Raw genomic sequence first — 21,926 nt, 5'->3', positions numbered from 1 at the left:
CGCCTAAACAGTTGCTGCGTGGGCATTGCGGTGCTACATCTTGACTATGCATAACCTGCAGCTTGGCTCACTGGAACGTGCGGCCTGGTCTTTTCGTTAAAAGGAGTAATGCATGGCTATCACCTCGCAGCCCTCAGCTGATGGGCAAGAGCTGACCATTGTGATTCAGGGACGCTTCGATTTCGGTGCGCATCAGGAGTTTCGTAATGCCTATGAGCGCGTCAGCAGCCCGCCGCAGTGCTATGTCGTAGACCTTCAGGGCACCACCTATCTGGACAGTTCGGCGCTCGGCATGCTGCTGTTGCTGCGTGATCACGCCGGTGGCGACAGTGCGCAGATCAGCCTGCTTAACTGCAACCCGGATGTACGCAAAATCCTCGCCATCTCGAATTTCGAGCAGCTGTTCAAAATTACCTGACTGGGGCGCGTGCTATGCCAGAGCGCCTGTCCATACTGATCGCCGAGGACAACGCCGCCGATCGCATGCTGTTGTCGACCATCGTTAGCCGTCAGGGGCACCGGGTGCTGACGGCCAGCAATGGCATGGAGGCGGTGGCTTTGTTCGAGTTGGAACGCCCACAGCTGGTGCTGATGGACGCCTTGATGCCGGTAATGGACGGCTTCGACGCCGCACGGCGAATCAAACAGGCAGCTGGCGAAGAGCTGGTGCCGATCATCTTTCTCACCTCCCTGACCGAAGGCGAAGCGCTGGTGCGTTGCCTGGAGGCCGGTGGTGATGACTTTCTCGCCAAACCGTATAACCGGGTCATTCTCGAAGCCAAAATCAAGGCCATGGACCGCTTGCGCCGCCTGCAAGACACGGTGTTGCAGCAACGCGACCTGATTGCCATGCACAACGAACACCTGCTCAACGAGCAGCGTGTGGCTAAGGCGGTATTCGACAAGGTGACCCACTCCGGTTGCCTGGATGCCCCGAACATTCGCTACCTGCAATCGCCCTATGCGGTGTTTAACGGTGATCTGCTGCTGGCTGCGTTCAAGCCTTCGGGCGGCATGCATGTGCTGCTGGGCGATTTCACCGGTCACGGCTTGCCTGCCGCGATAGGCGCGATGCCACTGGCCGAGGTGTTTTATGGCATGACGGCCAAAGGCTATTCGCTGGTCGAGGTGCTGCGTGAGATCAACGCCAAGCTCAAGCACATCCTTCCGGTCGGGGTATTTTGCTGCGCTACCGTGCTCAACATCAGCTTCCAGCGCCAGGTGGTCGAGGTGTGGAACGGTGGTTTGCCGGATGGCTATTTGTTACGCGGCAATGGCCAGCGTATACCGCTGGTGTCGCGGCACTTGCCGCTGGGGGTGTTGGAGCCAAGCGCGTTCAATGACAAGTACGAGGTCTATCCGCTGGCGCTCGGTGATCGGGTTTTCCTGCTCTCAGATGGCGTGCTGGAGGCTTGCAGCAAGCAGGGGGAGTTGTTCGGTGAAGGGCGTTTGCTTGAGGTGTTCAACGCCAACCGACAACAGGCGACGCTGTTTTCTGAGATCCAGCAGGCGCTGACCCACTTCAGCGGCGAGCAGCAGGATGATGTCAGCCTGGTTGAGGTTAGCCTGGTCGATCAGGCAACGTTGAGCCGGCCGCCACTGGCCTTTGCCGACAATGGACAGAGCCATTCACTGGATTGGTCGGCAAGCTTCGAGTTTCGCGGTGAAACCCTGCGGCATTTCAATCCGCTGCCATTTCTCTTGCAGTTGTTGCTCGAGGTGCAAGGGCTGCGGCCCCAGGGTGGTGCCTTGTTCAGTGTGTTGGCCGAGCTGTATTCGAATGCCCTGGAGCATGGCGTGTTGGGGCTGGATTCGGCGCTCAAGGCGAATGCCGAGGGATTTGCCGAGTATTACCGTCAGCGCAGCGTGCGCCTGGCGGCGCTAACCAACGGGTTTGTGCGTTTTCATCTGCAGTTACTGCCCGAGGGGGCGGGCGGGCGTTTGATTGTGCGGGTCGAGGACAGCGGCTCTGGTTTTGATGCGCAGCGATTGCCGACGTCCCCCCGAAATGTCCATAGCTTAAGTGGTCGTGGGCTGGCTCTGGTCAGGCATCTGAGTGAGCGTTGCAGTTGGGGCGATGGTGAGCCTGGGGTGCGCGTGGAGTTTTCCTGGTCGCCTGGGGCATAATCGGCAGCATAACGCCCAGGGAGTGAGCCGTTGTCCGATATTCACCTTGATAGCACAGTGTTGTTGGCCTTGCAGGACGTCATGGAAGATGAATATCCGGTGCTACTGGATACTTTTCTGATCGACTCTGAAGAGCGCCTGCTGGTGCTGCGGCAGGCTGAGCAGGTGGCGGATGCGCAGGGTTTGCGTCTGGCGGCGCACAGCTTTAAGGGCAGTTGCAGCAATATGGGCGCACTGATGCTGGTTGGGTTGTGCAAACAACTGGAGGAGGCCGGGCGGCGCGAGCAGTTGGAGCCAGCCGCTGAGTTGGTTGAGCAGATTGAACGTGAATTTGCCATCGTGCGCATCCTGCTTAAGTCCGAGCGTCAACGTTATCGGCGCTAGTGTTACTGCGCTCGGCGCGCTTCTGCGGCATTGCGCCATCGCGGATGCTTGCGTCAACAAGTTGGCCCGCACCTTGCAAAAACCTCTGCACGACCAACCCCGAGCGGAGAGTATCCATGTCCGTTGCCCCCGATTTGTTGCTCAAGTCGGCACCTGAAGTAAAGCCCAGGGCTGCTGCATCAAAACCGCCGGAAAAAACCGCGCAGACCAATAAGAACGAGGCCTCCAGCTTCTCCCAGGTGTATGCCAAGGAGCGACAGGCTAAGGCCGCAGAGCGTAACGACGCATCTGCCAAACCGGCGCGCGAAAGCAAAACCACAGAAAAGCCAGACGATGATCCGCAGGTCGTTGCCGCCACCGGGCAGAGTGAGGTTGCCGATAGCGGCAAGCCTTTGCCGAGTGAGCCGGAAAACCAGGGGGCTGCGCTTGATCCGCTGTTATTGCTCGGTATCACCGGCGAGTTGCCGGCGGAAGAGGCGCAAGAGCTCACCCTCGATAGCCAGCCGGCGCCCTTGTTGGTGACTAGCGGGTTGACCAGCTCGGGGCCGGCGAGCCTGACCGAGGCCAGCTTCGATGCTGAACTGGATGCGCTCAACCAATTGCCAGCGGTGCGCATGGCGTTGGAAATAGGCGCGAAGGAAAAAGCCCTGGCGGAGCAAGCGGCTTCACCGCTGGGTCAGGCCAGCCTGGCGAGCCAAAGTGCCAGCCAGAACATGCTGGCCAGTCAGGTGGTGCAAGACGAGATGCCCATAGGGGGAGATGCGCTTGAGTTGCCGGAGCTAGAGCTTGAAGTCCTCACAGGCAAAAGCCTTGAGGCCCTGAAGGAAGGCACGGCGAACAATACCCCAGAGAACTTCGTCAGCAAGCTCAATGCGTTGACTCAGGCCATTGGCCAACAGAATTCGCTGTCTGCACGAGCGCCGGTGGTTGGGCAGCCGGTGCCAATGCAGCAGGGCGGTTGGAGTGAGGCGGTGGTGGATCGCGTGATGGTGATGTCCAGCCAGAACCTTAAGTCCGCCGAGATTCAGCTCGACCCCGCTGAGCTGGGGCGTCTGGAAGTGCGTATCAGCGTCAGCCAAGAACAAAGCCAAGTGACCTTCGCCAGCCCGCATGCAGGGGTGCGTGAGGCGCTGGATGCGCAGATGCATCGCCTGCGTGAGCTGTTTGCCCAGCAAGGCATGAACCAGCTGGACGTAAGCGTCTCCGATCAGTCGCTCAGCCGTGGCTGGCAAGGGCAGGGTGGTGGCGATGAGCGAGGGCGTGGAGGTGCCTCCGGTGAGTCGCTTGGCGGGGATGAGGAGCTGCATTTGAGCGCAGTTGAATCAACCCGCGCGACCTCTGGCGGTGTTCGTGGCTTGGTTGATTACTACGCCTGAGGTGCTTGCCGCTGTAGTTGCGTGACGCACTGATCTAAACTGCATTTCGCCCGACGCCCACTGTGTGGGAGTCGGGCGATTTTGTTTGGGGCGTGCGCTTACCCGATGCCTTGGCCGAACACCCTCAGGTGCTGGCCACCCGTATTGAGCAGGTTTGTTGACAGACTGGCATAACACTTGCTCTTAACCCTTTGATAACGGATCAAACTCCGAATAACGACGGATTATTGGCATGGCTAAGAATGAAGCAGCGCAAACGCCAGCAGATGGTGAGGCGAAACCAGCCGGTAAAATGAAGCTGATCATCATCATCGCGCTCGCCGTGCTGCTGGCTGTTGGCCTTTCAGTGGGCGGCACGTGGTTCTTCTTGAGCAAGAAGGACGCAGGCGCTGAAGAAGCCAAAGCCGGCGCCAATGCCGAGCCTGCGGTACCCGTCAAGCTGGCGGCGATCTATGAAGAGCTGTCGCCGGCATTCGTGGTGAATTTCAACTATCAGGGGCGCGCCCGCTATATGCAGGTCAGTGTGGCCCTGATGACCCGCGATCAGGCGGCGCTGGATGCCCTGAAAGTGCATATGCCGGTGTTGCGTAACCGTTTGGTGATGCTGTTTTCCGGCCAGGATTTTGCCTCCTTGATCACCCCGGTGGGCAAGGAAATGCTGCGCCAGCAGGCGACCGCTAGCGTGCAGGAACTGGCTGAGAAAGAGACCGGCAAGGTCACGGTCGAGCAAGTGTTGTTCACCAACCTCGTATTGCAGTAACCAGGAGCGGCATATGGCTGTGCAAGACCTGCTTTCCCAAGATGAAATCGATGCCCTGCTGCATGGTGTTGATGACGGCTTGGTTGAAACCGAGGACGAGGCCGAACCGGGAAGCGTCAAGCAATATGACCTGACCAGCCAGGACCGGATTGTCCGTGGGCGTATGCCGACGCTGGAGATGATCAACGAGCGCTTCGCCCGGTATACCCGCATTAGCATGTTTAACCTACTGCGCCGTTCCGCCGATGTGGCGGTGGGCGGCGTGCAGGTGATGAAGTTCGGTGAATACGTGCACTCGCTGTATGTGCCGACCAGCCTCAACCTGGTGAAGATGAAGCCGCTGCGCGGCACCGGCTTGTTTATTCTGGACGCCAAGCTGGTGTTCAAACTGGTGGACAACTTCTTTGGCGGCGACGGCCGTCACGCCAAGATTGAGGGGCGTGAGTTCACTCCGACCGAGCTGCGTGTGGTGCGCATGGTGCTGGATCAGGCGTTTATCGACCTGAAAGAAGCCTGGCACGCGGTGATGGATATCAACTTCGAGTACGTCAATTCGGAAGTCAATCCGGCGCTGGCCAACATCGTCAGCCCCAGTGAAGTGATTGTGGTGTCGACCTTTCATATCGAACTGGATGGCGGCGGCGGCGACCTGCATATCACCATGCCGTACTCAATGATTGAGCCGATTCGCGAGATGCTCGACGCTGGCTTCCAGTCCGATGTCGACGATCAGGATGAGCGTTGGATCAAGGCCCTGCGTGAAGACATCCTCGGCGTCAGTGTGCCGTTGAGTGCCACCGTGGCCCGGCGCCAGCTTAAATTACGCGACATTTTGCATATGCAGCCGGGGGATGTGATTCCCGTTGAGCTGCCAGACCATATGGTGCTCTGTGCCAATGGTGTGCCTTCGTTCAAGGTCAAGTTAGGTGCCCATAAAGGCAACCTGGCGTTGCAGGTGATCGACCCGATCGAGCGTCTGCGTTAACTGCTAACCCTATTCACGCCAGCCGAGGAAGAACCATGGCAGACGCAAACGAAAATATAGAAGACGGCGAAGAAGCCAGCTCCCCTGAAGAACAGGCGCTGGCGGATGAGTGGGCAGCTGCATTGTCCGAGGCCGGCGATGCCGGGCAGGATGATATCGACGCCATGCTCGCCGCGAGCAATTCCGCGCCGGCGGTTCCGCGCGCCCCCATGGAGGAGTTTGGTAGTGCGCCGAAGATGAATCTGCCAGTGAACCTAGATGGGCCGAATCTGGATGTGATTCTGGATATCCCGGTGTCGATTTCCATGGAAGTCGGCAATACCGATATCACCATTCGCAACTTGCTGCAGTTGAACCAGGGCTCGGTGATTGAGCTGGATCGTCTGGCCGGTGAGCCACTGGATGTTCTGGTCAACGGCACCCTGATTGCTCACGGCGAGGTGGTGGTGGTGAATGAGAAGTTTGGCATTCGCCTGACCGACGTGATCAGCCCCAGCGAACGCATCAAGAAGTTGCGCTAAGCATGTATAGAACCCTTCTGCTGGGCCTGGCTTTGCCCTTGACGGCAATGGCTGCTGAACCCGCCGCACAAACGGCTACACCGCTTGCCAGTGCCGGGATGGGTGGACAGTTGGTGCAGCTATTGCTGGGCTTGCTGCTGGTGATTGGGTTGATCTTTCTGCTGGCCTGGCTGATGCGCCGGGTGCAGCAGATTGTGCCGCGTGGTGGCCAGGTGATTAAAATCGTGGCCACCCAGTCCCTGGGGCCGCGTGATCGCTTGGTGCTGGTGCAGGTGGGTGATGAGCAGGTGTTGCTGGGGCTGACACCAGGCAACATCACCTCGCTTCATGTTATGCAGGAACCGGTGCATTTGCCGGATGCCGAGCCAGCTTCGACCGAGTTCGCCCAGCGTCTGATGGAGCTGTTGGGCAAGGACCAGAAGGACAAGTTGTGATGCTGCGTGTGTTGCTGGTACTGATTTTTAGCTTTGGGGCTTCGCTTGCGCTCGCCGCCGATCCGCCGACTGCCAGCACGTTGATTCAGTCGGGCAGCAGCCCCCTGTCAATTCCGGCGATCACCCTGAGTACCGATACCGAAGGGCAGCAGGAATACTCGGTTAGCCTGCAGATTCTGCTGATCATGACGGCGCTGAGTTTTATCCCGGCGTTTGTCATGCTGATGACCAGCTTTACTCGGATCATCATCGTCTTCTCGATTTTGCGTCAGGCTCTAGGGCTGCAGCAGACGCCGTCGAACCAGATACTGGTTGGCCTGGCGCTGTTTCTGACCATGTTTATCATGGCCCCGGTATTCGAGCAGATTAACCGCGAAGCCCTGCAGCCCTACCTGAGCGAGCAGATGCCGGCGCAGGATGCGATTCTCAAGGCCGAAGGGCCGATCAAGAACTTTATGCTGTCGCAGACCCGCGAAAGCGATCTGGAGCTGTTTGTACGCCTGTCGAAACGTACCGATATCGCCACGCCAGAAGATGCGCCGCTGACCATTCTGGTGCCGGCCTTCGTCACCTCCGAGCTGAAAACCGCCTTCCAGATCGGCTTTATGATCTTTATCCCGTTCCTGATTATCGACATGGTGGTGGCCAGTATCCTCATGGCGATGGGCATGATGATGCTCTCACCGCTGATCATTTCCCTGCCATTCAAGATCATGCTGTTTGTGCTGATTGATGGCTGGGCGCTGATCATGGGCACCCTGGCCGCCAGCTTCGGAGGCACCTAGCCATGACGCCTGAAGTCGCAGTGGATATTGTGCGCGGTGCCTTGTGGCTGACCGCTAGCATTGTCGCGATCCTGGTTGTACCCAGCTTGATTGTGGGGCTGCTGGTGGCAATGTTTCAGGCGGCCACGCAGATCAACGAACAGACCCTGAGCTTTTTGCCGAGGCTGCTGGTTATTTTATTGGTGCTGATCTTCGCCGGCCCTTGGCTGGTGCGTGAGCTGATGGAATACACCGAGAACCTGATCATGAACATTCCGCAGCTGATCGGCTGACATGCTTGAGCTAAGCAACGAGCAGGTCGGTGCCTGGGTGGGCAGCTTTCTGCTGCCGCTGTTTCGCATTGCTGGGCTGTTGATGTTTATGCCAATCATCGGCACCCAGCTGGTGTCGACGCGGGTGCGTCTGTATTTAGCTGTGGCTATTTGCCTGGCCATCATGCCGACGCTGCCGCCGATGCCGGTGGTCGATGCCATCAGCGTGCAGGCGGTTATCTGGATCGCTCAAGAGATCCTGATTGGCGTGATGCTGGGCTTTGTCTTGCAGTTGTTTTTCCAGATTTTTGCCATCGCCGGGCAAATTGTGGCCATGCAAATGGGCCTGGGCTTCGCCTCTATGGTTGACCCAGCCAACGGCATTTCAGTGCCGGTCATCGGTCAGGTATTTATGATCCTGGTGACGCTGCTGTTCCTCGCCATGAACGCTCACCTGGTGGTGTTCGAAGTGCTCACCGAAAGCTTTTTTACCTTGCCGGTCGGCGGCGGGTTTTTGGTGGACAGCTACTGGGAAATTGCCAATAAATTGAGCTGGGTCATCGGGGCTGCCTTGTTGTTGGTACTGCCGGCGATTACGGCGCTGCTGGTGGTCAACTTAGCATTTGGGGTCATGACCCGCGCCGCGCCGCAACTCAACATCTTCTCCATCGGTTTTCCGCTGACCCTGGTGCTGGGGTTGGTGATCGTGTGGATTGGCATGAGCGATATTCTTGCCCAGTACCAAGTGTTCGCCAGCGAGGCTTTGCGGTTTCTCCGTGAAATGGCGAGGTCGGGTTAATCCATGGCCGAATCCGAGAGCGGTGCCGATAAAAGCGAGGAACCCACGGAGAAACGCTTACGCGAATCCCGTGAGAAGGGCCAAATCGCCCGCTCCAAAGAGCTTAATACTCTCGCCGTAACCCTTGGCGGCTTTGGCGGCCTGCTGGCGTTTGGCGGCAGCATGGGTAACTCCATGCTGGAAATTATGCATGGCAATTTCTCCCTGCCCCGCGAGGTCATCATGGATGAGCGCAGCATGGGGTTGTGGCTTGCCGCTTCCGGGCAAATTGCCCTTGAGGCACTGTTCCCGTTGTTTATCCTGCTGCTGATTGCCTCGATTGTCGGGCCGATCTCCCTGGGTGGCTGGCTGTTTTCTGCCAGTGCCATGGCCCCTAAAGCCAGCCGGATGAATCCGTTGGCGGGGCTTAAGCGCATGTTTTCCACCCAGGCGCTGGTTGAGTTGCTCAAGGCCCTGGCCAAGTTCGTGCTGATTCTGCTGGTAGGAGTTACGGTGTTGTCGGCTTGGCAGGATGACCTGCTGGCGATTGTCCATGAACCGATCGAGTCGGCGATTATGCACTCGATGACAGTGGTGGGCTGGAGCGCGCTGTGGATGTCCTGCGGGTTGATTCTGATTGCGGCTGTAGACGTGCCGTTCCAGCTCTGGAGCAGCAAGCAGAAGCTGATGATGACCAAGCAGGAAGTGCGCGACGAGTACAAGGACAGCGAGGGTAAGCCGGAGGTCAAGCAGCGTATTCGTCAGTTGCAACGGGAAATGGCCGAGCGGCGCATGATGCAGTCGGTGCCAGACGCCGACGTGGTGATCACCAACCCAACGCACTTTGCCGTGGCCTTGAAGTACGATCCGGCCAAGGGCAATGCGCCGATGTTGCTGGCCAAGGGTGGCGACTTCACCGCATTGAAGATTCGCGAAATCGCCAATGAGCACAAGGTCATGGTGCTGGAGTCTCCGGCGCTGGCGCGGGCGGTGTTTTACTCCACCGAGCTGGATCAGGAGATCCCCGCCGGGCTGTATCTGGCGATTGCCCAAGTGCTGGCCTATGTCTACCAACTGCGCCAGTACCAGGCGGGTAAAGGCAAGCGTCCGGGCCCTCTGCCAGATATGCCTATCCCGCCGGATCTACGCCGCGACGAGTGATCGTTCAGCGCAATCACCGCATTTACCTATTGTTTGCCTGCGTCAGGCAAAGTTGGACAGCTTCTTGCAATTCCCTCCCCAGAGGCGCGCACAGCGTCAAAAGATTGAACTGGCTGGGGTAGTGGTGTGGCAATAGATCGCTCACAAATGATCGGTGATGTGCGCAGCAACCTGTCGGGGTTAAAGCAGGGCAACCTGGGTATACCGCTGATGCTGCTGGTCATGCTCGGCATGGTCATGCTGCCGATCCCGCCCTTCCTGCTCGACGTGCTGTTTACCTTCAGTATTGCCCTGTCGATCGTGGTGTTGCTGGTGGCGATCTATGCCTTGCGCCCGCTGGATTTCGCCGTTTTCCCAACCATTTTGCTGGCGGCAACTCTGCTGCGACTGGCGCTCAACGTCGCTTCCACGCGGGTGGTGCTGCTTAACGGTCAGGATGGTCATGATGCCGCCGGTAAGGTGATTCAAGCCTTCGGTGAGGTGGTGATTGGCGGCAACTACGTGGTTGGTATCGTGGTGTTCGCCATCCTCATGATCATCAACTTCGTGGTGGTCACCAAGGGTGCGGGGCGCATCTCCGAAGTCAGCGCGCGCTTCACCCTGGACGCCATGCCCGGTAAGCAGATGGCCATCGACGCCGACCTCAATGCCGGCCTGATCGATCAGGAAACGGCCAAGCTGCGGCGCAGTGAGGTTTCCCAGGAGGCCGACTTCTACGGCTCCATGGACGGTGCCAGCAAGTTCGTGCGCGGCGATGCGATTGCCGGCCTGCTGATTCTGTTTATCAACCTGATCGGCGGTATCGCCATCGGGATCTTCCAGCATGACCTGAGTTTTGTTGACGCCGGGCGTATCTACACCTTGCTGACCATTGGTGATGGCCTGGTCGCACAGATCCCCTCGCTGCTGCTGTCCACGGCTGCGGCGATCATGGTGACCCGCGTTTCCAGCTCGGAAGACATGGGCGCGCAGGTCAACCGGCAGATGTTTGCCTCGCCGCGCGCGCTGGCGGTGACCGGTGCGGTGATGATCGCCATGGGCCTGGTGCCGGGCATGCCGCACTTCTCCTTTATCAGCTTGGGCCTGGTGGCCGCTGGCGCTGCGTACTGGATCGCCAACAAGCAGCGCACGACTAAAGAAAATGAAGTCAAGGAAGTGCAGCGCCAACAGGAGCTGCTGCCAGCGCAGAAGGCTCAAGAGGTCAAGGAACTGGGTTGGGACGATGTCACCCCGGTGGACATGGTTGGCCTGGAGGTGGGCTATCGCCTGATTCCCCTGGTTGACCGTAACCAGGGCGGGCAGTTGCTGGCGCGGATCAAGGGCGTACGCAAAAAGCTTTCCCAGGAAATGGGCTTTCTCATGCCCTCGGTGCATATCCGCGACAACCTCGATCTGCAGCCCTCGGCCTACCGCTTGACCCTGATGGGCGTCAGCGTGGCCGAGGCCGAGGTCTATCCGGATCGCGAGCTGGCGATTAACCCAGGCCAGGTATTTGGTCCACTCAACGGGATTGCGGGTAAGGACCCGGCATTTGGCCTGGAGGCCGTGTGGATCGACCCGAATCAGCGTGACCAGGCGCAATCGCTTGGTTACACCGTGGTTGATGCCAGTACCGTGGTCGCCACCCACCTTAATCAGGTCCTGCATAAGCATGCCCATGAGCTGCTTGGTCATGAAGAGGTGCAGCAATTGATGCAGCTGCTGGCCAAGAGCTCGCCCAAGCTGGCCGAGGAGTTGGTGCCGGGGATGATTTCCCTGTCGACCTTGCTCAAGGTGCTGCAAAGCTTGCTGCAGGAACAGGTGCCGGTGCGCGATATCCGCACCATTGCCGAGGCCATCGCCAATGTCTCGGTGAAGAGTCAAGATCCCGCCGTGATGGTGTCTGCAGTGCGCGTCGCGTTGGCCCGCGCCATTGTGCAAAGCATTGTGGGACTAGAGCCGGAGCTGCCTGTGATCACCCTTGAGCCAAGGTTGGAACAGATATTGCTAAATAGTATTCAGAAGGCTGGTCAAGGCTCCGAGGATGGGATTCTCCTGGAGCCGGGCATGGCCGAGAAGCTGCAGCGATCCCTAGTGGAGGCGGCGCAGCGTCAGGAGATGCTCGGCAAGCCAGTGATCCTGCTGGTGGCCGGTCCGGTCCGGGCGATGCTCTCGCGATTCGCGCGGCTGGCGGTTCCGAGTATCCATGTACTGGCATACCAGGAAATTCCGGATAACAAGCAGGTCACCATCGTTGCGACGGTGGGGCAGAACTAACCGAGGTTACAGGCCATGCAGGTCAAACGCTTTTTCGCCGCCGATATGCGCACTGCCATGAAGTTGGTTCGTGATGAGCTGGGTGCCGATGCCTCGATTATTGGCAATCGCCGGGTTGCCGGCGGTGTCGAGCTGACTGCCGCGCTGGATTATCAAGTGCCTGCTGCCCCCGCTCGCCAGCCGAATCCTGCACTGGAAGCCGAATTGCGCAAGACCCAGGCGAAAATCGCCACCGCCCAGGCCGAGCTGACCACGCGTACTGAGGTTGATGCCAGTAAGGATCGCCAGTTGTTTGGCGCGGCGGCCAGCGCGCCAGGCGATAGCTTGGCTGACGCTCTGCTGCCAGCGCGCTCATCGTCCGCCGCCGCCGATCAGGGGGCTCTGGACGCGATGCGCTTTGAGCTGCATGGCCTGCGTGAACTGATTGAAATGCAGCTGGGCTCGATTGCCTGGGGCCAGCTGCAGAACCGCCAGCCGCAGCAAGCCAATCTGTGGCGTCGTCTGCAACGCATGGGCCTCTCTGCCGATCTGTCGAAAGCGCTGCTTGAGCGCGTCGCGAATATTGCCGAGCCGCGTCAGGCCTGGCGCATGCTATTGGCGCATCTGGCTCATGCGATCAAGACCCCGCAGCAAGAACCCATGGAAGACGGCGGGGTGATTGCCCTAGTGGGCCCCGCCGGCATGGGCAAGACCACCACCCTAGCCAAGTTGGCCGCTCGCTACGTGCTGAAGTACGGCGCACAGCATATCGCCCTGGTCAGCCTCGACAGCTACCGCATCGGCGCGCAGGAGCAGATCAAAACCTTGGGTCGTATTCTTAACGTGCCGGTCACCCTGGTCGACCCTGGCCAGTCGTTGACTCAGGCCCTGGCGCCGCTGGCGCGCAAACGTGTGGTGTTGATCGATACCGCCGGCCTGCCAGCCAATGATCCGGCGCTGCGCATGCAACTGGAAGCTTTGGCCAGCCGTGGCGTCAACGCAAAAAACTATCTGGTGATGGCCGCAACCAGCCAAGGTCAAGTGCTCAAAGCCGCCTACCATAGTTACAAGCGTTGCGGTCTGGCCGGCTGTATTGTCACCAAGGCCGATGAAGCCACCAGCTTGGGTGAGGTTTTAGGACTGGCTATTAGCCAACGTCTACCGGTAGCCTATCTAACTGATGGGCCACGCATTCCCGATGATTTGCAGATTCCGCGCAGTCATCAGTTGGTCAGCCGGGCCGTTGGGCTGCAGGCGACCCAAGAACCGAGTGAGGATACGATGGCGGAGATGTTTTCCGGCCTTTACCAGCAGCCCGCACGGCACGTTAGTTAAGCGAAATGTAGTTGGAATTGAGCGCTGCTTAGCCGACCAAGTGGCTCCAGTCGAAGTTAGACAAGGTGTTAGAAATTATGGGTATGCATCCCGTACAGGTGATTGCGGTGACCGGCGGCAAAGGTGGCGTCGGCAAGACCAACGTCTCGGTAAACCTTGCATTGGCCTTGGCCGAGCTGGGACGCCGGGTCATGTTGATGGACGCCGACCTGGGATTGGCCAACGTCGACGTGTTGTTGGGGCTTAGTGCCAAACGCACTCTGGAAGACGTTATCAGTGGCGAATGCGAGCTGCGCGATGTGCTGCTGCAGGGCCCTGGCGGTATTCGCATCGTACCCGCCGCATCAGGCATTCAGAGCATGGTGCAGCTGTCGCCCATGCAACATGCCGGGTTGATCCAGGCATTCAGTGATATCAGCGATAACCTCGATGTGCTGATTGTCGACACCGCCGCAGGTATTGGTGATGGCGTGGTCAGCTTCGTCCGTGCCGCGCAGGAAGTACTGGTGGTGGTGTGCGACGAGCCGACCTCGATCACCGATGCTTATGCGTTGATCAAATTGCTCAACCGCGATCACGGCATGAATCGTTTTCGGGTCTTGGCCAACATGGCCCATACCCCGCAGGAGGGTCGTAACCTCTTTGCTAAGTTGACCAAAGTCACTGATCGTTTTCTCGACGTTGCCCTGCAGTATGTCGGTGCCGTGCCGTACGACGAATCAGTGCGCAAGGCCGTGCAGAAGCAACGCGCGGTCTACGAAGCCTTCCCTCGTTCGAAGTGCGCACTGGCGTTCAAGGCGATAGCCCAGAAAGTCGACGCCTGGCCGTTACCGGCCAACCCGCGTGGCCATTTGGAGTTTTTCGTTGAGCGTCTGGTGCAGCAACCGATTGCAGACCCGGCCATATGACAGCAGCCTCTGGACTTCGTATGTATAGCAAAGCGCAGGCGCAGGATTCCCAGCACCAGCTGATCGAGCGCTATGCGCCTCTGGTCAAACGCATTGCCTATCACCTGTTGGCGCGCTTACCGGCCAGTGTGCAGGTTGACGATTTGATTCAGGCCGGAATGATCGGCTTGCTCGAAGCGTCAAAAAAATACGATTCCAGTAAAGGTGCCAGCTTCGAGACATTCGTCGGTATCCGCATTCGCGGTTCCATGCTCGATGAGGTGCGCAAAGGCGACTGGGCACCGCGTTCGGTGCATCGCAATAGCCGCATGGTCAGTGATGCAATTCGAAAAGTTGAGGCCAGAACCGGCCGAGACGCTAAAGATCAAGAGGTTGCGGCCGAACTCCAATTGAGTCTCGAAGATTACTACGGCATTCTTGGCGACACTTTAGGCAGCCGCCTGTTTAGCTTCGACGACCTGTTACAGGACGGCGAGCATGGCGAGCTGGGTGAAGACGCTGGCAGCCACCACCTCGAACCTTCTCGTGATCTGGAAGATGAACGCTTTCAGGCGGCCTTGGCGGATGCCATCGGCAACCTGCCGGAGCGCGAGCGCTTGGTGTTAGCACTGTATTACGATGAAGAATTGAACCTTAAAGAGATCGGCGCAGTGTTGGGGGTGAGCGAATCACGCGTAAGCCAACTGCACAGTCAGTGTGCCGCTCGTCTGCGCGCCCGCCTGGGTGAGTGGCGCGCACGCTGAGTTGCTTCGCTAACGCTGCTGGTTTCACGATTAAAGGCGCATGCAGGTTGCTGGGTGCGCTGGGACTGTACGGAGGTCGACTTGGACAAGAACATGAAAATCCTCATCGTTGATGACTTTTCAACGATGCGACGGATCATCAAGAACCTCCTGCGTGACTTGGGGTTCACCAACACCGCAGAGGCCGATGATGGCACTACGGCGTTGCCAATGCTGCAAAGCGGTAGCTTCGACTTTCTGGTGACGGACTGGAACATGCCAGGCATGACCGGTATCGATTTGCTGCGCGCCGTGCGTGCAGATGAGCGCCTGAAAAGCCTACCGGTACTGATGGTTACTGCTGAAGCCAAGCGCGATCAGATCATCGAAGCCGCTCAGGCTGGGGTTAACGGTTATGTGGTCAAACCGTTCACGGCCCAGGTACTGAAAGAAAAGATTGAGAAGATATTCGAGCGGGTCAACGGCTGATGTCTGCCATGAGGTTCTATGGAACGTAAAGATTCCGTTCAGGGTGAGCTTGAGACGTCCCTGAAGCACAACGCTCGCCAACTGGTTGACAGCCTCGAGCAAGGCAACTTTGGTGAAGCGGTGCAGCTCATACATGAGCTGAACAAGGCGCGAGACCGTGGTCTGTATCACGAGGTTGGCAAGCTAACCCGTGAGCTGCATAACGCCATCGTCAACTTTCAGCTTGACCCCCGTGTGCCGCATGCCACTGAAGTGTCGCAAATCACCGATGCCACCGAACGTCTGAATTATGTGGTGACGATGACCGAGAAAGCGGCCAATCGCACCATGGATTTGGTCGAGTTGAGCGCACCGCTGGTGAATGGCCTCAGTGATGAGGCGCACAGCCTGAGTGCCGACTGGGGGCGCTTTATGCGCCGCGAGATGAGCGCCGATGGTTTTCGTGAGTTGGCCAAGCGCGTTGAGTTGTTTCTGGCCAGCAGTGAGCGCGACGGGGCGAAAATCTCCGGGCACCTCAACGACATTCTCTTGGCTCAGGACTATCAGGACCTCACCGGACAGGTGATCAAGCGCGTGACCCAGTTGGTCACCGAGGTCGAGAGCAACCTGCTGAAATTGGTGTTGATGGCCAGCCAGGTGGATCAGTTCGCCGGCATTGAGCACAACCACGAGTTGCTTCGCGCCGAACAAGAAAAACAAAAAGAGCCTTCCCACGGTGAAGGTCCGCAGATTCATGCCGATAAGCGTGAAGACGTCGCATCCAGTCAGGATGATGTAGACGATCTGCTTTCCAGCCTAGGATTTTAGGAGCACGTCTTATGAGCTTCGGCGCCGATGAAGAAATCCTCCAGGACTTCCTGGTAGAGGCCGGCGAGATTCTTGATTTATTGTCCGAACAGCTTGTAGAGCTGGAAAGTCGTCCGGACGATATGAATCTGCTCAACGCTATTTTTCGCGGGTTTCATACCGTCAAAGGTGGTGCCGGTTTTCTCCAGCTCAATGAGCTGGTGGAATGTTGCCATATTGCAGAAAACGTCTTCGACATCCTGCGTAAGGGTGAGCGGCGCGTCGACTCCGCATTGATGGATGTGGTGCTGGAAGCACTGGATGCCGTCAACAGTATGTTTACCGAGGTGCGTGAGCGTACCGATCTAACCCCGGCCACCCCTGCGTTGCTGGCCGCCTTGGCGCGCCTGGCCGAGCCAGCGGGGGCTGAACAGGCTGCGCCAGTTGAGGCTCCGGCGGAGCCCGTGCTGGCCTCTGGGGATATCACCGACAGTGAGTTCGAAGCACTGCTTGGTGCTCTGGATGAGCCTGCAGCGCCAGTCTCCAGCGCTGCCGGTAACGATGAAATCACCGATGATGAATTCGAATCCCTGCTTGACCAGCTGCACGGTAAAGGTCAGTTCGTAGCGCCTGAAATTAGCGCGACACCTGCAGCGCCTGCTGTTTCATCGCCAGCATCTTCGGCTGGCGATGAAATCACCGATGATGAGTTCGAGTCGCTGCTCGACCAGTTGCACGGCAAGGGGCAGTTCGTGACCCCGGCTGTGTCGGCGCCGGTCGCGCCGGCAGCCCAGGTTGAGCCTGCTGCAGATGCGAGTGGTGAGATCACCGACGATGAGTTCGAAGCACTGCTCGATCAGCTGCATGGCAAAGGTAAATTTGTCGAGCCTGAGGCGATCAAGCCCGTTGTGCCTGCGCCCGTCGCCAAGCCTGCGGAGCCCTCCAGCGTGGCTGCAAAACCGGCGGCAAAGCCTGTATCGGTTGCCGCGCCCGTAGCAGAAAAAGCCGCGCCGCCGAGCGAGGCGGAAACCACTGTGCGGGTCGATACCGCACGGCTGGATGAGATCATGAACATGGTCGGCGAGCTGGTGCTGGTGCGTAACCGCCTGGTGCGCCTGGGTTCCAGCAGTGGCGATGAAGCCATGTCCAAGGCCGTATCCAATCTGGATGTGGTGACGGCCGACCTGCAGACCGCGGTGATGAAAACCCGTATGCAGCCGATCAAAAAGGTCTTCGGGCGCTTCCCGCGCCTGGTTCGTGATCTGGCGCGTAGCCTGAAAAAAGAGATCAATCTGGAGTTGGTCGGTGAAGAAACTGACCTCGACAAGAACCTGGTCGAGGCGCTTGCCGATCCGCTGGTGCACTTGGTGCGCAACGCGGTTGACCACGGTATTGAAACCCCGGAAGAGCGCGAGGCCTCAGGTAAGTCGCGGGGCGGCAAGGTGGTGCTGTCCGCTGAGCAGGAGGGCGATCATATCCTCTTGTCGATCTCCGATGACGGTAAGGGCATGGATGCTGACGTACTGCGCGCCAAGGCGGTGGAGAAAGGTCTGCTGGATAAAGACGCCGCTGACCGTCTCAACGAGTTCGAATGCTACAACCTGATTTTCGCCCCAGGCTTCTCGACCAAGACCGAGATATCCGATGTCTCGGGTCGCGGTGTGGGCATGGACGTGGTGAAAACCAAAATTAACCAGCTCAACGGCACGGTCAACGTGTTCTCGGTCAAAGGCCAGGGCTCGAAGATTGTTATCAAAGTGCCGCTGACTCTGGCGATCATGCCGACGTTGATGGTGATGCTGGCCAATCAGGCATTTGCCTTTCCGCTGGTCAACGTTAATGAAATCTTCCACCTCGACCTGTCGCGCACCAATGTCGTTGATGGTCAGGAAGTGGTGATTGTGCGTGACAAAGCCTTGCCGCTGTTCTACCTCAAGCGTTGGTTGATCGGTAATGCCGCCCACGTGGAGCAGGGCGAGGGGCATGTGGTGATTCTGACGGTTGGCAGCCAGCGTATTGGTTTTGTGGTCGATCAGCTGGTGGGCCAGGAAGAAGTGGTGATCAAGCCGCTGGGCAAGATGCTGCAAGGCACGCCAGGCATGTCAGGCGCGACCATCACTGGTGATGGGCGTATTGCGCTGATTCTTGACGTGCCAAGCATGCTCAAACACTACGCGCGGCGTATCTGATTGTTCGCGGCGCGGGCATTGCTCGCGTCGCTTAGGAGTTGTTTATGGCTGTTAAGGTGTTGGTGGTTGATGACTCCGGTTTTTTTCGTCGGCGCGTGTCGGAAATTCTTTCAGCCGATCCGAATATTCAGGTCATCGGTACCGCCACTAACGGCCGTGAAGCTATCGAGCAGGCGCAGGCGCTTAAGCCCGATGTGATTACCATGGATTACGAGATGCCGATGATGGATGGCATCACGGCCGTGCGTAACATCATGCAGCGCTGCCCAACGCCGGTATTGATGTTCTCCTCGCTGACGCATGAGGGCGCGCGCGTCACCCTGGATGCCCTTGAAGCAGGGGCTGTGGACTTTCTGCCGAAGAACTTCGAGGACATTTCGCGCAACCCCGAGCGGGTCAAGCAGCTGCTCTGCGAGAAAATTCACACCATTGCTCGCAGTAACCGCCGCAGCCTGAGCGCGCAACCCGTGGCCGCGCCTGCGCCAACAGCGGTTGCGCAACCTCGGCCGGCCGTGCGTTCCACTCCGGCAGCCAGCTCGCTGGCGCGTCCGCCAGCTGCATCTACGCCAGCGGTTACCAGCGCTGCGCCCAAACGCAAACTCTACAAGCTCGTCGCGATCGGCACCTCGACGGGTGGCCCAGTGGCGCTACAGCGTGTGTTGACCCAGTTGCCGGCTAACTTTCCGGCGCCGATCGTGCTGATCCAGCACATGCCTGCTGCATTTACCAAGGCCTTTGCCGAGCGTCTCGACAAGCTATGCCGCATCAGCGTCAAAGAGGCCGAGGACGGTGATGTTGTGCGTCCTGGGCTGGCGCTCCTGGCCCCTGGTGGCAAGCAGATGATGGTTGATGCCCGTGGCGTGGTGAAGATTCTTCCGGGCGATGAACGCCTCAATTACAAGCCTTGTGTCGACATCACTTTCGGCTCTGTGGCCAAGTCCTATGCGGATAAAGTGCTGGCCGTGGTGCTCACCGGGATGGGTGCGGATGGCCGTGAAGGTGCGCGCCTGCTCAAGCAGACGGGCAGCCAAGTGTGGGCGCAGGATGAAGCCAGCTGTGTGATTTATGGCATGCCTATGGCCATCGTCAAAGCCAATCTGGCCGATGCCATCTACCCGTTGGACGCTATCGGCAGGCATCTGGTGGAGGCCTGCATTTAATGGATGTACTGAGCCTGATTGGGGTCATTCTGGCCTTTGTCGCGATCCTTGGCGGTAACTACCTCGAGGGCGGCCATGTTACCGCTTTGCTCAACGGGCCGGCGGCGCTGATCGTGATCGGCGGCACCTTGGGTGCCGCATTCCTGCAGGCGCCGGTACATGTGTTCAAACGCTCGCTGGCAATCATCAGCTGGATTTTTTTCCCACCGCGCATCGACCTGGTTGGCGGTATCAACCGGGTGGTTGGCTGGAGCATGACCGCGCGCAAGGAAGGCTTGTTGGGGCTTGAGGCGGTGGCCGATGTCGAGGTAGATCCCTTCGCCCGTAAAGGTTTACAGCTGCTGGTCGACGGTGCCGAACCTGAGGCTATTCGCACCATTCTCGAAGTCGATCTGTACACCCAGGAAGGCCGTGATATTCAGGCCGCCAAGGTCTTTGAAAGCATGGGTGGTTACGCGCCCACCATCGGCATTATCGGTGCCGTTATGGGTTTGATCCATGTGATGGGCAACCTGGCCGACCCGAGCATGCTCGGCAGTGGAATTGCTGTGGCCTTTGTGGCCACCATCTACGGGGTAGGTTTTGCCAACCTGTTGCTGTTGCCCATCGGCAATAAGCTCAAAGCCATTGCCCAGCGTCAGTCGCGTTACCGCGAGATGCTGCTCGAAGGCATATTGTCGATTGCCGAGGGTGAGAACCCGCGCTCCATCGAGTTGAAGCTGCAAGGCTTTATGGACTGATGGAGGCACCGCATGGCCCGCAGGCGTCATCAAGAAGAACATGAAAATCATGAGCGTTGGCTGGTGTCCTATGCCGACTTCATCACGTTGTTGTTCGCGTTTTTCGTGGTGATGTACTCGATTTCCTCGATTAACGAAGGCAAGTACAAAATCCTTTCAGACAGCCTGACCGGGGTGTTCAATCAGCCTGATCGGGCGATCAAGCCGATTCCGGTGGGGGATGAGCGGCCGCGTACTACCGAGCCGGATCGCGCCTTGGTGGATGAAGAGAGTGCGCTGTCGGCTGCCGATTCGCTGGAAAGCATTGCCGAAAGCATACGGACAGCATTTGGTGACTTGATTCAGTCCGAACAGCTCAAGGTCAGTGGCAATGAGTTATGGATCGAGATTGAGCTCAGCTCCAGCCTGCTGTTTGTCAGTGGCGATGCGGTACCCAACAATGCGGCTTTCGCTATTATCGAGAAGGTAGCCAAAATTCTGGCACCTTACGAAAATCCGGTTCATGTCGAAGGCTTCACCGATAACCTGCCGATTCAAACCGCGCAGTTCCCCACCAACTGGGAGCTTTCTACCGCCCGGGCCGCCAGCATCGTGCGGATGCTGGCGATGGATGGGGTAAAACCGAGCCGTTTGGCCGCCGTGGGCTACGGTGAGTTTCAGCCCGTAGCCGATAACAGCACGGCCGAGGGGCGAGGGCGTAATCGGCGGGTGGTGTTGGTAATATCGCGCAATCTCGATGTGCGCCGTAGCGTGAGTGGTGTCGGCAGCGCCAATGCCAAGCCCGATGCGGCCTTGAAGCGGGCTGGCACGCAACCTGCAGAAACACCGGCAGCGCCGGCCCCGCAAGCGGGTGCCGTCAATCCCCCGTCGCCGGCCTCATAAGGGTGGCCCCGTTCTCGGTCAGGTATCAACTGCACCGGGAGGATGATAACGATGAGAGTCTGGGCAGTAGCCAATCAAAAAGGTGGCGTCGGCAAAACCACCACATCAATCGCCTTGGCGGGCCTGCTGGCCGATGCCGGTAAACGCGTGGTGGTGGTCGACCTCGATCCCCATGGGTCGATGACCAGTTATTTCGGGCATGACCCGGACAGTCTGGAACACAGTAGCTTCGACTTGTTTCAACACAAGGGCAGCGTGCCGCGCGGCTTGCCGCAGCAATTGCTGTTGCCGACCAGTCATGAGCGTATTTCCTTGCTGCCTTCGAGCACCGCCCTGGCCACGCTGGAACGTCAGTCACCAGGGCAGAGTGGCTTGGGCTTGGTGATTGCCAAGAGCCTGGCGCAGCTTTGGGAGGATTTCGATCATGCGGTGATCGACAGTCCGCCCTTGCTTGGCGTATTGATGGTCAATGCCCTGGCGGCCAGCCAGCAGTTGGTGATTCCAGTGCAGACTGAGTTTCTCGCGGTTAAAGGCCTTGAGCGAATGGTTAATACCCTGGCGATGATCAACCGCTCGCGTCAGCAGGCGCTGCCTTACACCATCGTGCCGACCCTGTTCGATCGCCGCACGCAGGCGTCCATGAGCACCTTGCGGGTATTGCGCGACAATTACCTTGAGCATCTGTGGCAGGCGTATATTCCGGTCGATACGCGTTTGCGCGATGCCAGTCGGGCAGGCCTTACGCCGTCGCAATTCGACAAAAATAGCCGCGGAGTGATTGCCTACCGGGCGCTGCTCAAGCACATGTTGGCGCAGCAGCTTGCCGCGCAGGTCGCCTGACGTGAGCGGCTATGTTGAAGATATCGGCTCAAGTCTGGCGCTAGCGCGGCCGATAGTCTGTACAGATTGTTATTACGG

At 58.6% G+C, this 21,926-nt stretch carries 23 protein-coding genes; all 23 read left to right on the top strand.

What is annotated here, in order from left to right:
• Window positions 1-112: 112 nt before the first annotated feature.
• The 23 genes from Q0V31_RS19370 (at window position 113) to Q0V31_RS19260 (ending at window position 21,848) form a co-directional block, all read left to right on the top strand.
• Window positions 113-418: an STAS domain-containing protein gene (locus Q0V31_RS19370; protein ID WP_298190689.1), complete on the top strand. Its 306-nt coding sequence runs from the start codon at window positions 113-115 to the stop codon at window positions 416-418.
• 14 nt (window positions 419-432) lie between these two features.
• Window positions 433-2,127, top strand: coding sequence for a fused response regulator/phosphatase (locus tag Q0V31_RS19365; RefSeq protein ID WP_298190687.1), 1,695 nt, complete (start codon window positions 433-435; stop codon window positions 2,125-2,127).
• A gap of 30 nt (window positions 2,128-2,157) precedes the next feature.
• On the top strand, window positions 2,158-2,511 hold the full coding sequence (locus Q0V31_RS19360; RefSeq protein WP_298190685.1) for an Hpt domain-containing protein: 354 nt from the start codon (window positions 2,158-2,160) through the stop codon (window positions 2,509-2,511).
• Between the two features lie 116 nt (window positions 2,512-2,627).
• Window positions 2,628-3,887 (top strand): flagellar hook-length control protein FliK, encoded by a 1,260-nt coding sequence (locus Q0V31_RS19355; protein WP_298190684.1) that lies wholly within the window; start codon window positions 2,628-2,630, stop codon window positions 3,885-3,887.
• 232 nt (window positions 3,888-4,119) lie between these two features.
• Window positions 4,120-4,647 (top strand): flagellar basal body-associated protein FliL, encoded by a 528-nt coding sequence (gene fliL / locus Q0V31_RS19350; protein ID WP_298190682.1) that lies wholly within the window; start codon window positions 4,120-4,122, stop codon window positions 4,645-4,647.
• A 13-nt stretch (window positions 4,648-4,660) separates the two neighbouring features.
• Window positions 4,661-5,632, top strand: coding sequence for a flagellar motor switch protein FliM (gene fliM, locus Q0V31_RS19345; protein WP_298190680.1), 972 nt, complete (start codon window positions 4,661-4,663; stop codon window positions 5,630-5,632).
• 35 nt (window positions 5,633-5,667) lie between these two features.
• A complete protein-coding gene (fliN, locus tag Q0V31_RS19340) occupies window positions 5,668-6,153 on the top strand; it encodes a flagellar motor switch protein FliN (RefSeq protein ID WP_298190677.1) in 486 nt (161 codons plus the stop codon).
• Window positions 6,154-6,155: 2 nt separating this feature from the next.
• Entirely contained in the window at window positions 6,156-6,587 is a 432-nt protein-coding gene (gene fliO, locus Q0V31_RS19335; protein WP_298190675.1) for a flagellar biosynthetic protein FliO, read from the top strand.
• Entirely contained in the window at window positions 6,587-7,372 is a 786-nt protein-coding gene (fliP, locus tag Q0V31_RS19330) for a flagellar type III secretion system pore protein FliP (protein WP_298190670.1), read from the top strand. Before fliO ends, fliP begins: the two co-directional genes overlap by 1 nt.
• A 2-nt stretch (window positions 7,373-7,374) precedes the next feature.
• Window positions 7,375-7,644 (top strand): flagellar biosynthesis protein FliQ, encoded by a 270-nt coding sequence (fliQ, locus tag Q0V31_RS19325; protein WP_090244862.1) that lies wholly within the window; start codon window positions 7,375-7,377, stop codon window positions 7,642-7,644.
• A gap of 1 nt (window position 7,645) precedes the next feature.
• Window positions 7,646-8,422, top strand: coding sequence for a flagellar biosynthetic protein FliR (fliR, locus tag Q0V31_RS19320; protein WP_298190660.1), 777 nt, complete (start codon window positions 7,646-7,648; stop codon window positions 8,420-8,422).
• Between the two features lie 3 nt (window positions 8,423-8,425).
• On the top strand, window positions 8,426-9,562 hold the full coding sequence (flhB, locus tag Q0V31_RS19315; protein ID WP_298190658.1) for a flagellar biosynthesis protein FlhB: 1,137 nt from the start codon (window positions 8,426-8,428) through the stop codon (window positions 9,560-9,562).
• A 132-nt stretch (window positions 9,563-9,694) separates the two neighbouring features.
• Window positions 9,695-11,818 (top strand): flagellar biosynthesis protein FlhA, encoded by a 2,124-nt coding sequence (gene flhA / locus Q0V31_RS19310; RefSeq protein WP_298191162.1) that lies wholly within the window; start codon window positions 9,695-9,697, stop codon window positions 11,816-11,818.
• Between the two features lie 15 nt (window positions 11,819-11,833).
• Window positions 11,834-13,132: a flagellar biosynthesis protein FlhF gene (gene flhF / locus Q0V31_RS19305; protein WP_298190656.1), complete on the top strand. Its 1,299-nt coding sequence runs from the start codon at window positions 11,834-11,836 to the stop codon at window positions 13,130-13,132.
• Window positions 13,133-13,209: 77 nt separating this feature from the next.
• Window positions 13,210-14,040, top strand: a complete 831-nt coding sequence (gene fleN, locus Q0V31_RS19300) for a flagellar synthesis regulator FleN (RefSeq protein WP_298190654.1) — start codon at window positions 13,210-13,212, stop codon at window positions 14,038-14,040.
• A complete protein-coding gene (gene fliA, locus Q0V31_RS19295; RefSeq protein ID WP_298190652.1) occupies window positions 14,037-14,783 on the top strand; it encodes an RNA polymerase sigma factor FliA in 747 nt (248 codons plus the stop codon). The genes fleN and fliA overlap by 4 nt, the downstream gene beginning before the upstream one ends.
• A gap of 93 nt (window positions 14,784-14,876) precedes the next feature.
• Entirely contained in the window at window positions 14,877-15,251 is a 375-nt protein-coding gene (locus Q0V31_RS19290; protein ID WP_298190650.1) for a chemotaxis response regulator CheY, read from the top strand.
• A gap of 18 nt (window positions 15,252-15,269) precedes the next feature.
• On the top strand, window positions 15,270-16,058 hold the full coding sequence (locus tag Q0V31_RS19285) for a protein phosphatase CheZ (RefSeq protein ID WP_298190648.1): 789 nt from the start codon (window positions 15,270-15,272) through the stop codon (window positions 16,056-16,058).
• 11 nt (window positions 16,059-16,069) lie between these two features.
• Entirely contained in the window at window positions 16,070-18,226 is a 2,157-nt protein-coding gene (locus tag Q0V31_RS19280) for a chemotaxis protein CheA (RefSeq protein ID WP_298190646.1), read from the top strand.
• Between the two features lie 44 nt (window positions 18,227-18,270).
• Entirely contained in the window at window positions 18,271-19,386 is a 1,116-nt protein-coding gene (locus Q0V31_RS19275; protein WP_298190644.1) for a chemotaxis response regulator protein-glutamate methylesterase, read from the top strand.
• Window positions 19,386-20,126, top strand: a complete 741-nt coding sequence (locus tag Q0V31_RS19270) for a flagellar motor protein (RefSeq protein WP_298190642.1) — start codon at window positions 19,386-19,388, stop codon at window positions 20,124-20,126. The genes Q0V31_RS19275 and Q0V31_RS19270 overlap by 1 nt, the downstream gene beginning before the upstream one ends.
• Window positions 20,127-20,138: 12 nt before the next feature.
• Entirely contained in the window at window positions 20,139-21,008 is an 870-nt protein-coding gene (gene motD, locus Q0V31_RS19265; RefSeq protein WP_298190640.1) for a flagellar motor protein MotD, read from the top strand.
• Between the two features lie 51 nt (window positions 21,009-21,059).
• A complete protein-coding gene (locus Q0V31_RS19260) occupies window positions 21,060-21,848 on the top strand; it encodes a ParA family protein (protein ID WP_298190638.1) in 789 nt (262 codons plus the stop codon).
• Window positions 21,849-21,926: the final 78 nt, after the last annotated feature.

The organism is uncultured Pseudomonas sp., from assembly GCF_943846705.1.
In the GTDB taxonomy this organism is placed as follows: Bacteria; Pseudomonadota; Gammaproteobacteria; order Pseudomonadales; family Pseudomonadaceae; genus Aquipseudomonas.
The sequence above is the reverse complement of the archived record's forward strand: the minus strand, read 5'-3'. Positions and strand labels throughout refer to the sequence as shown.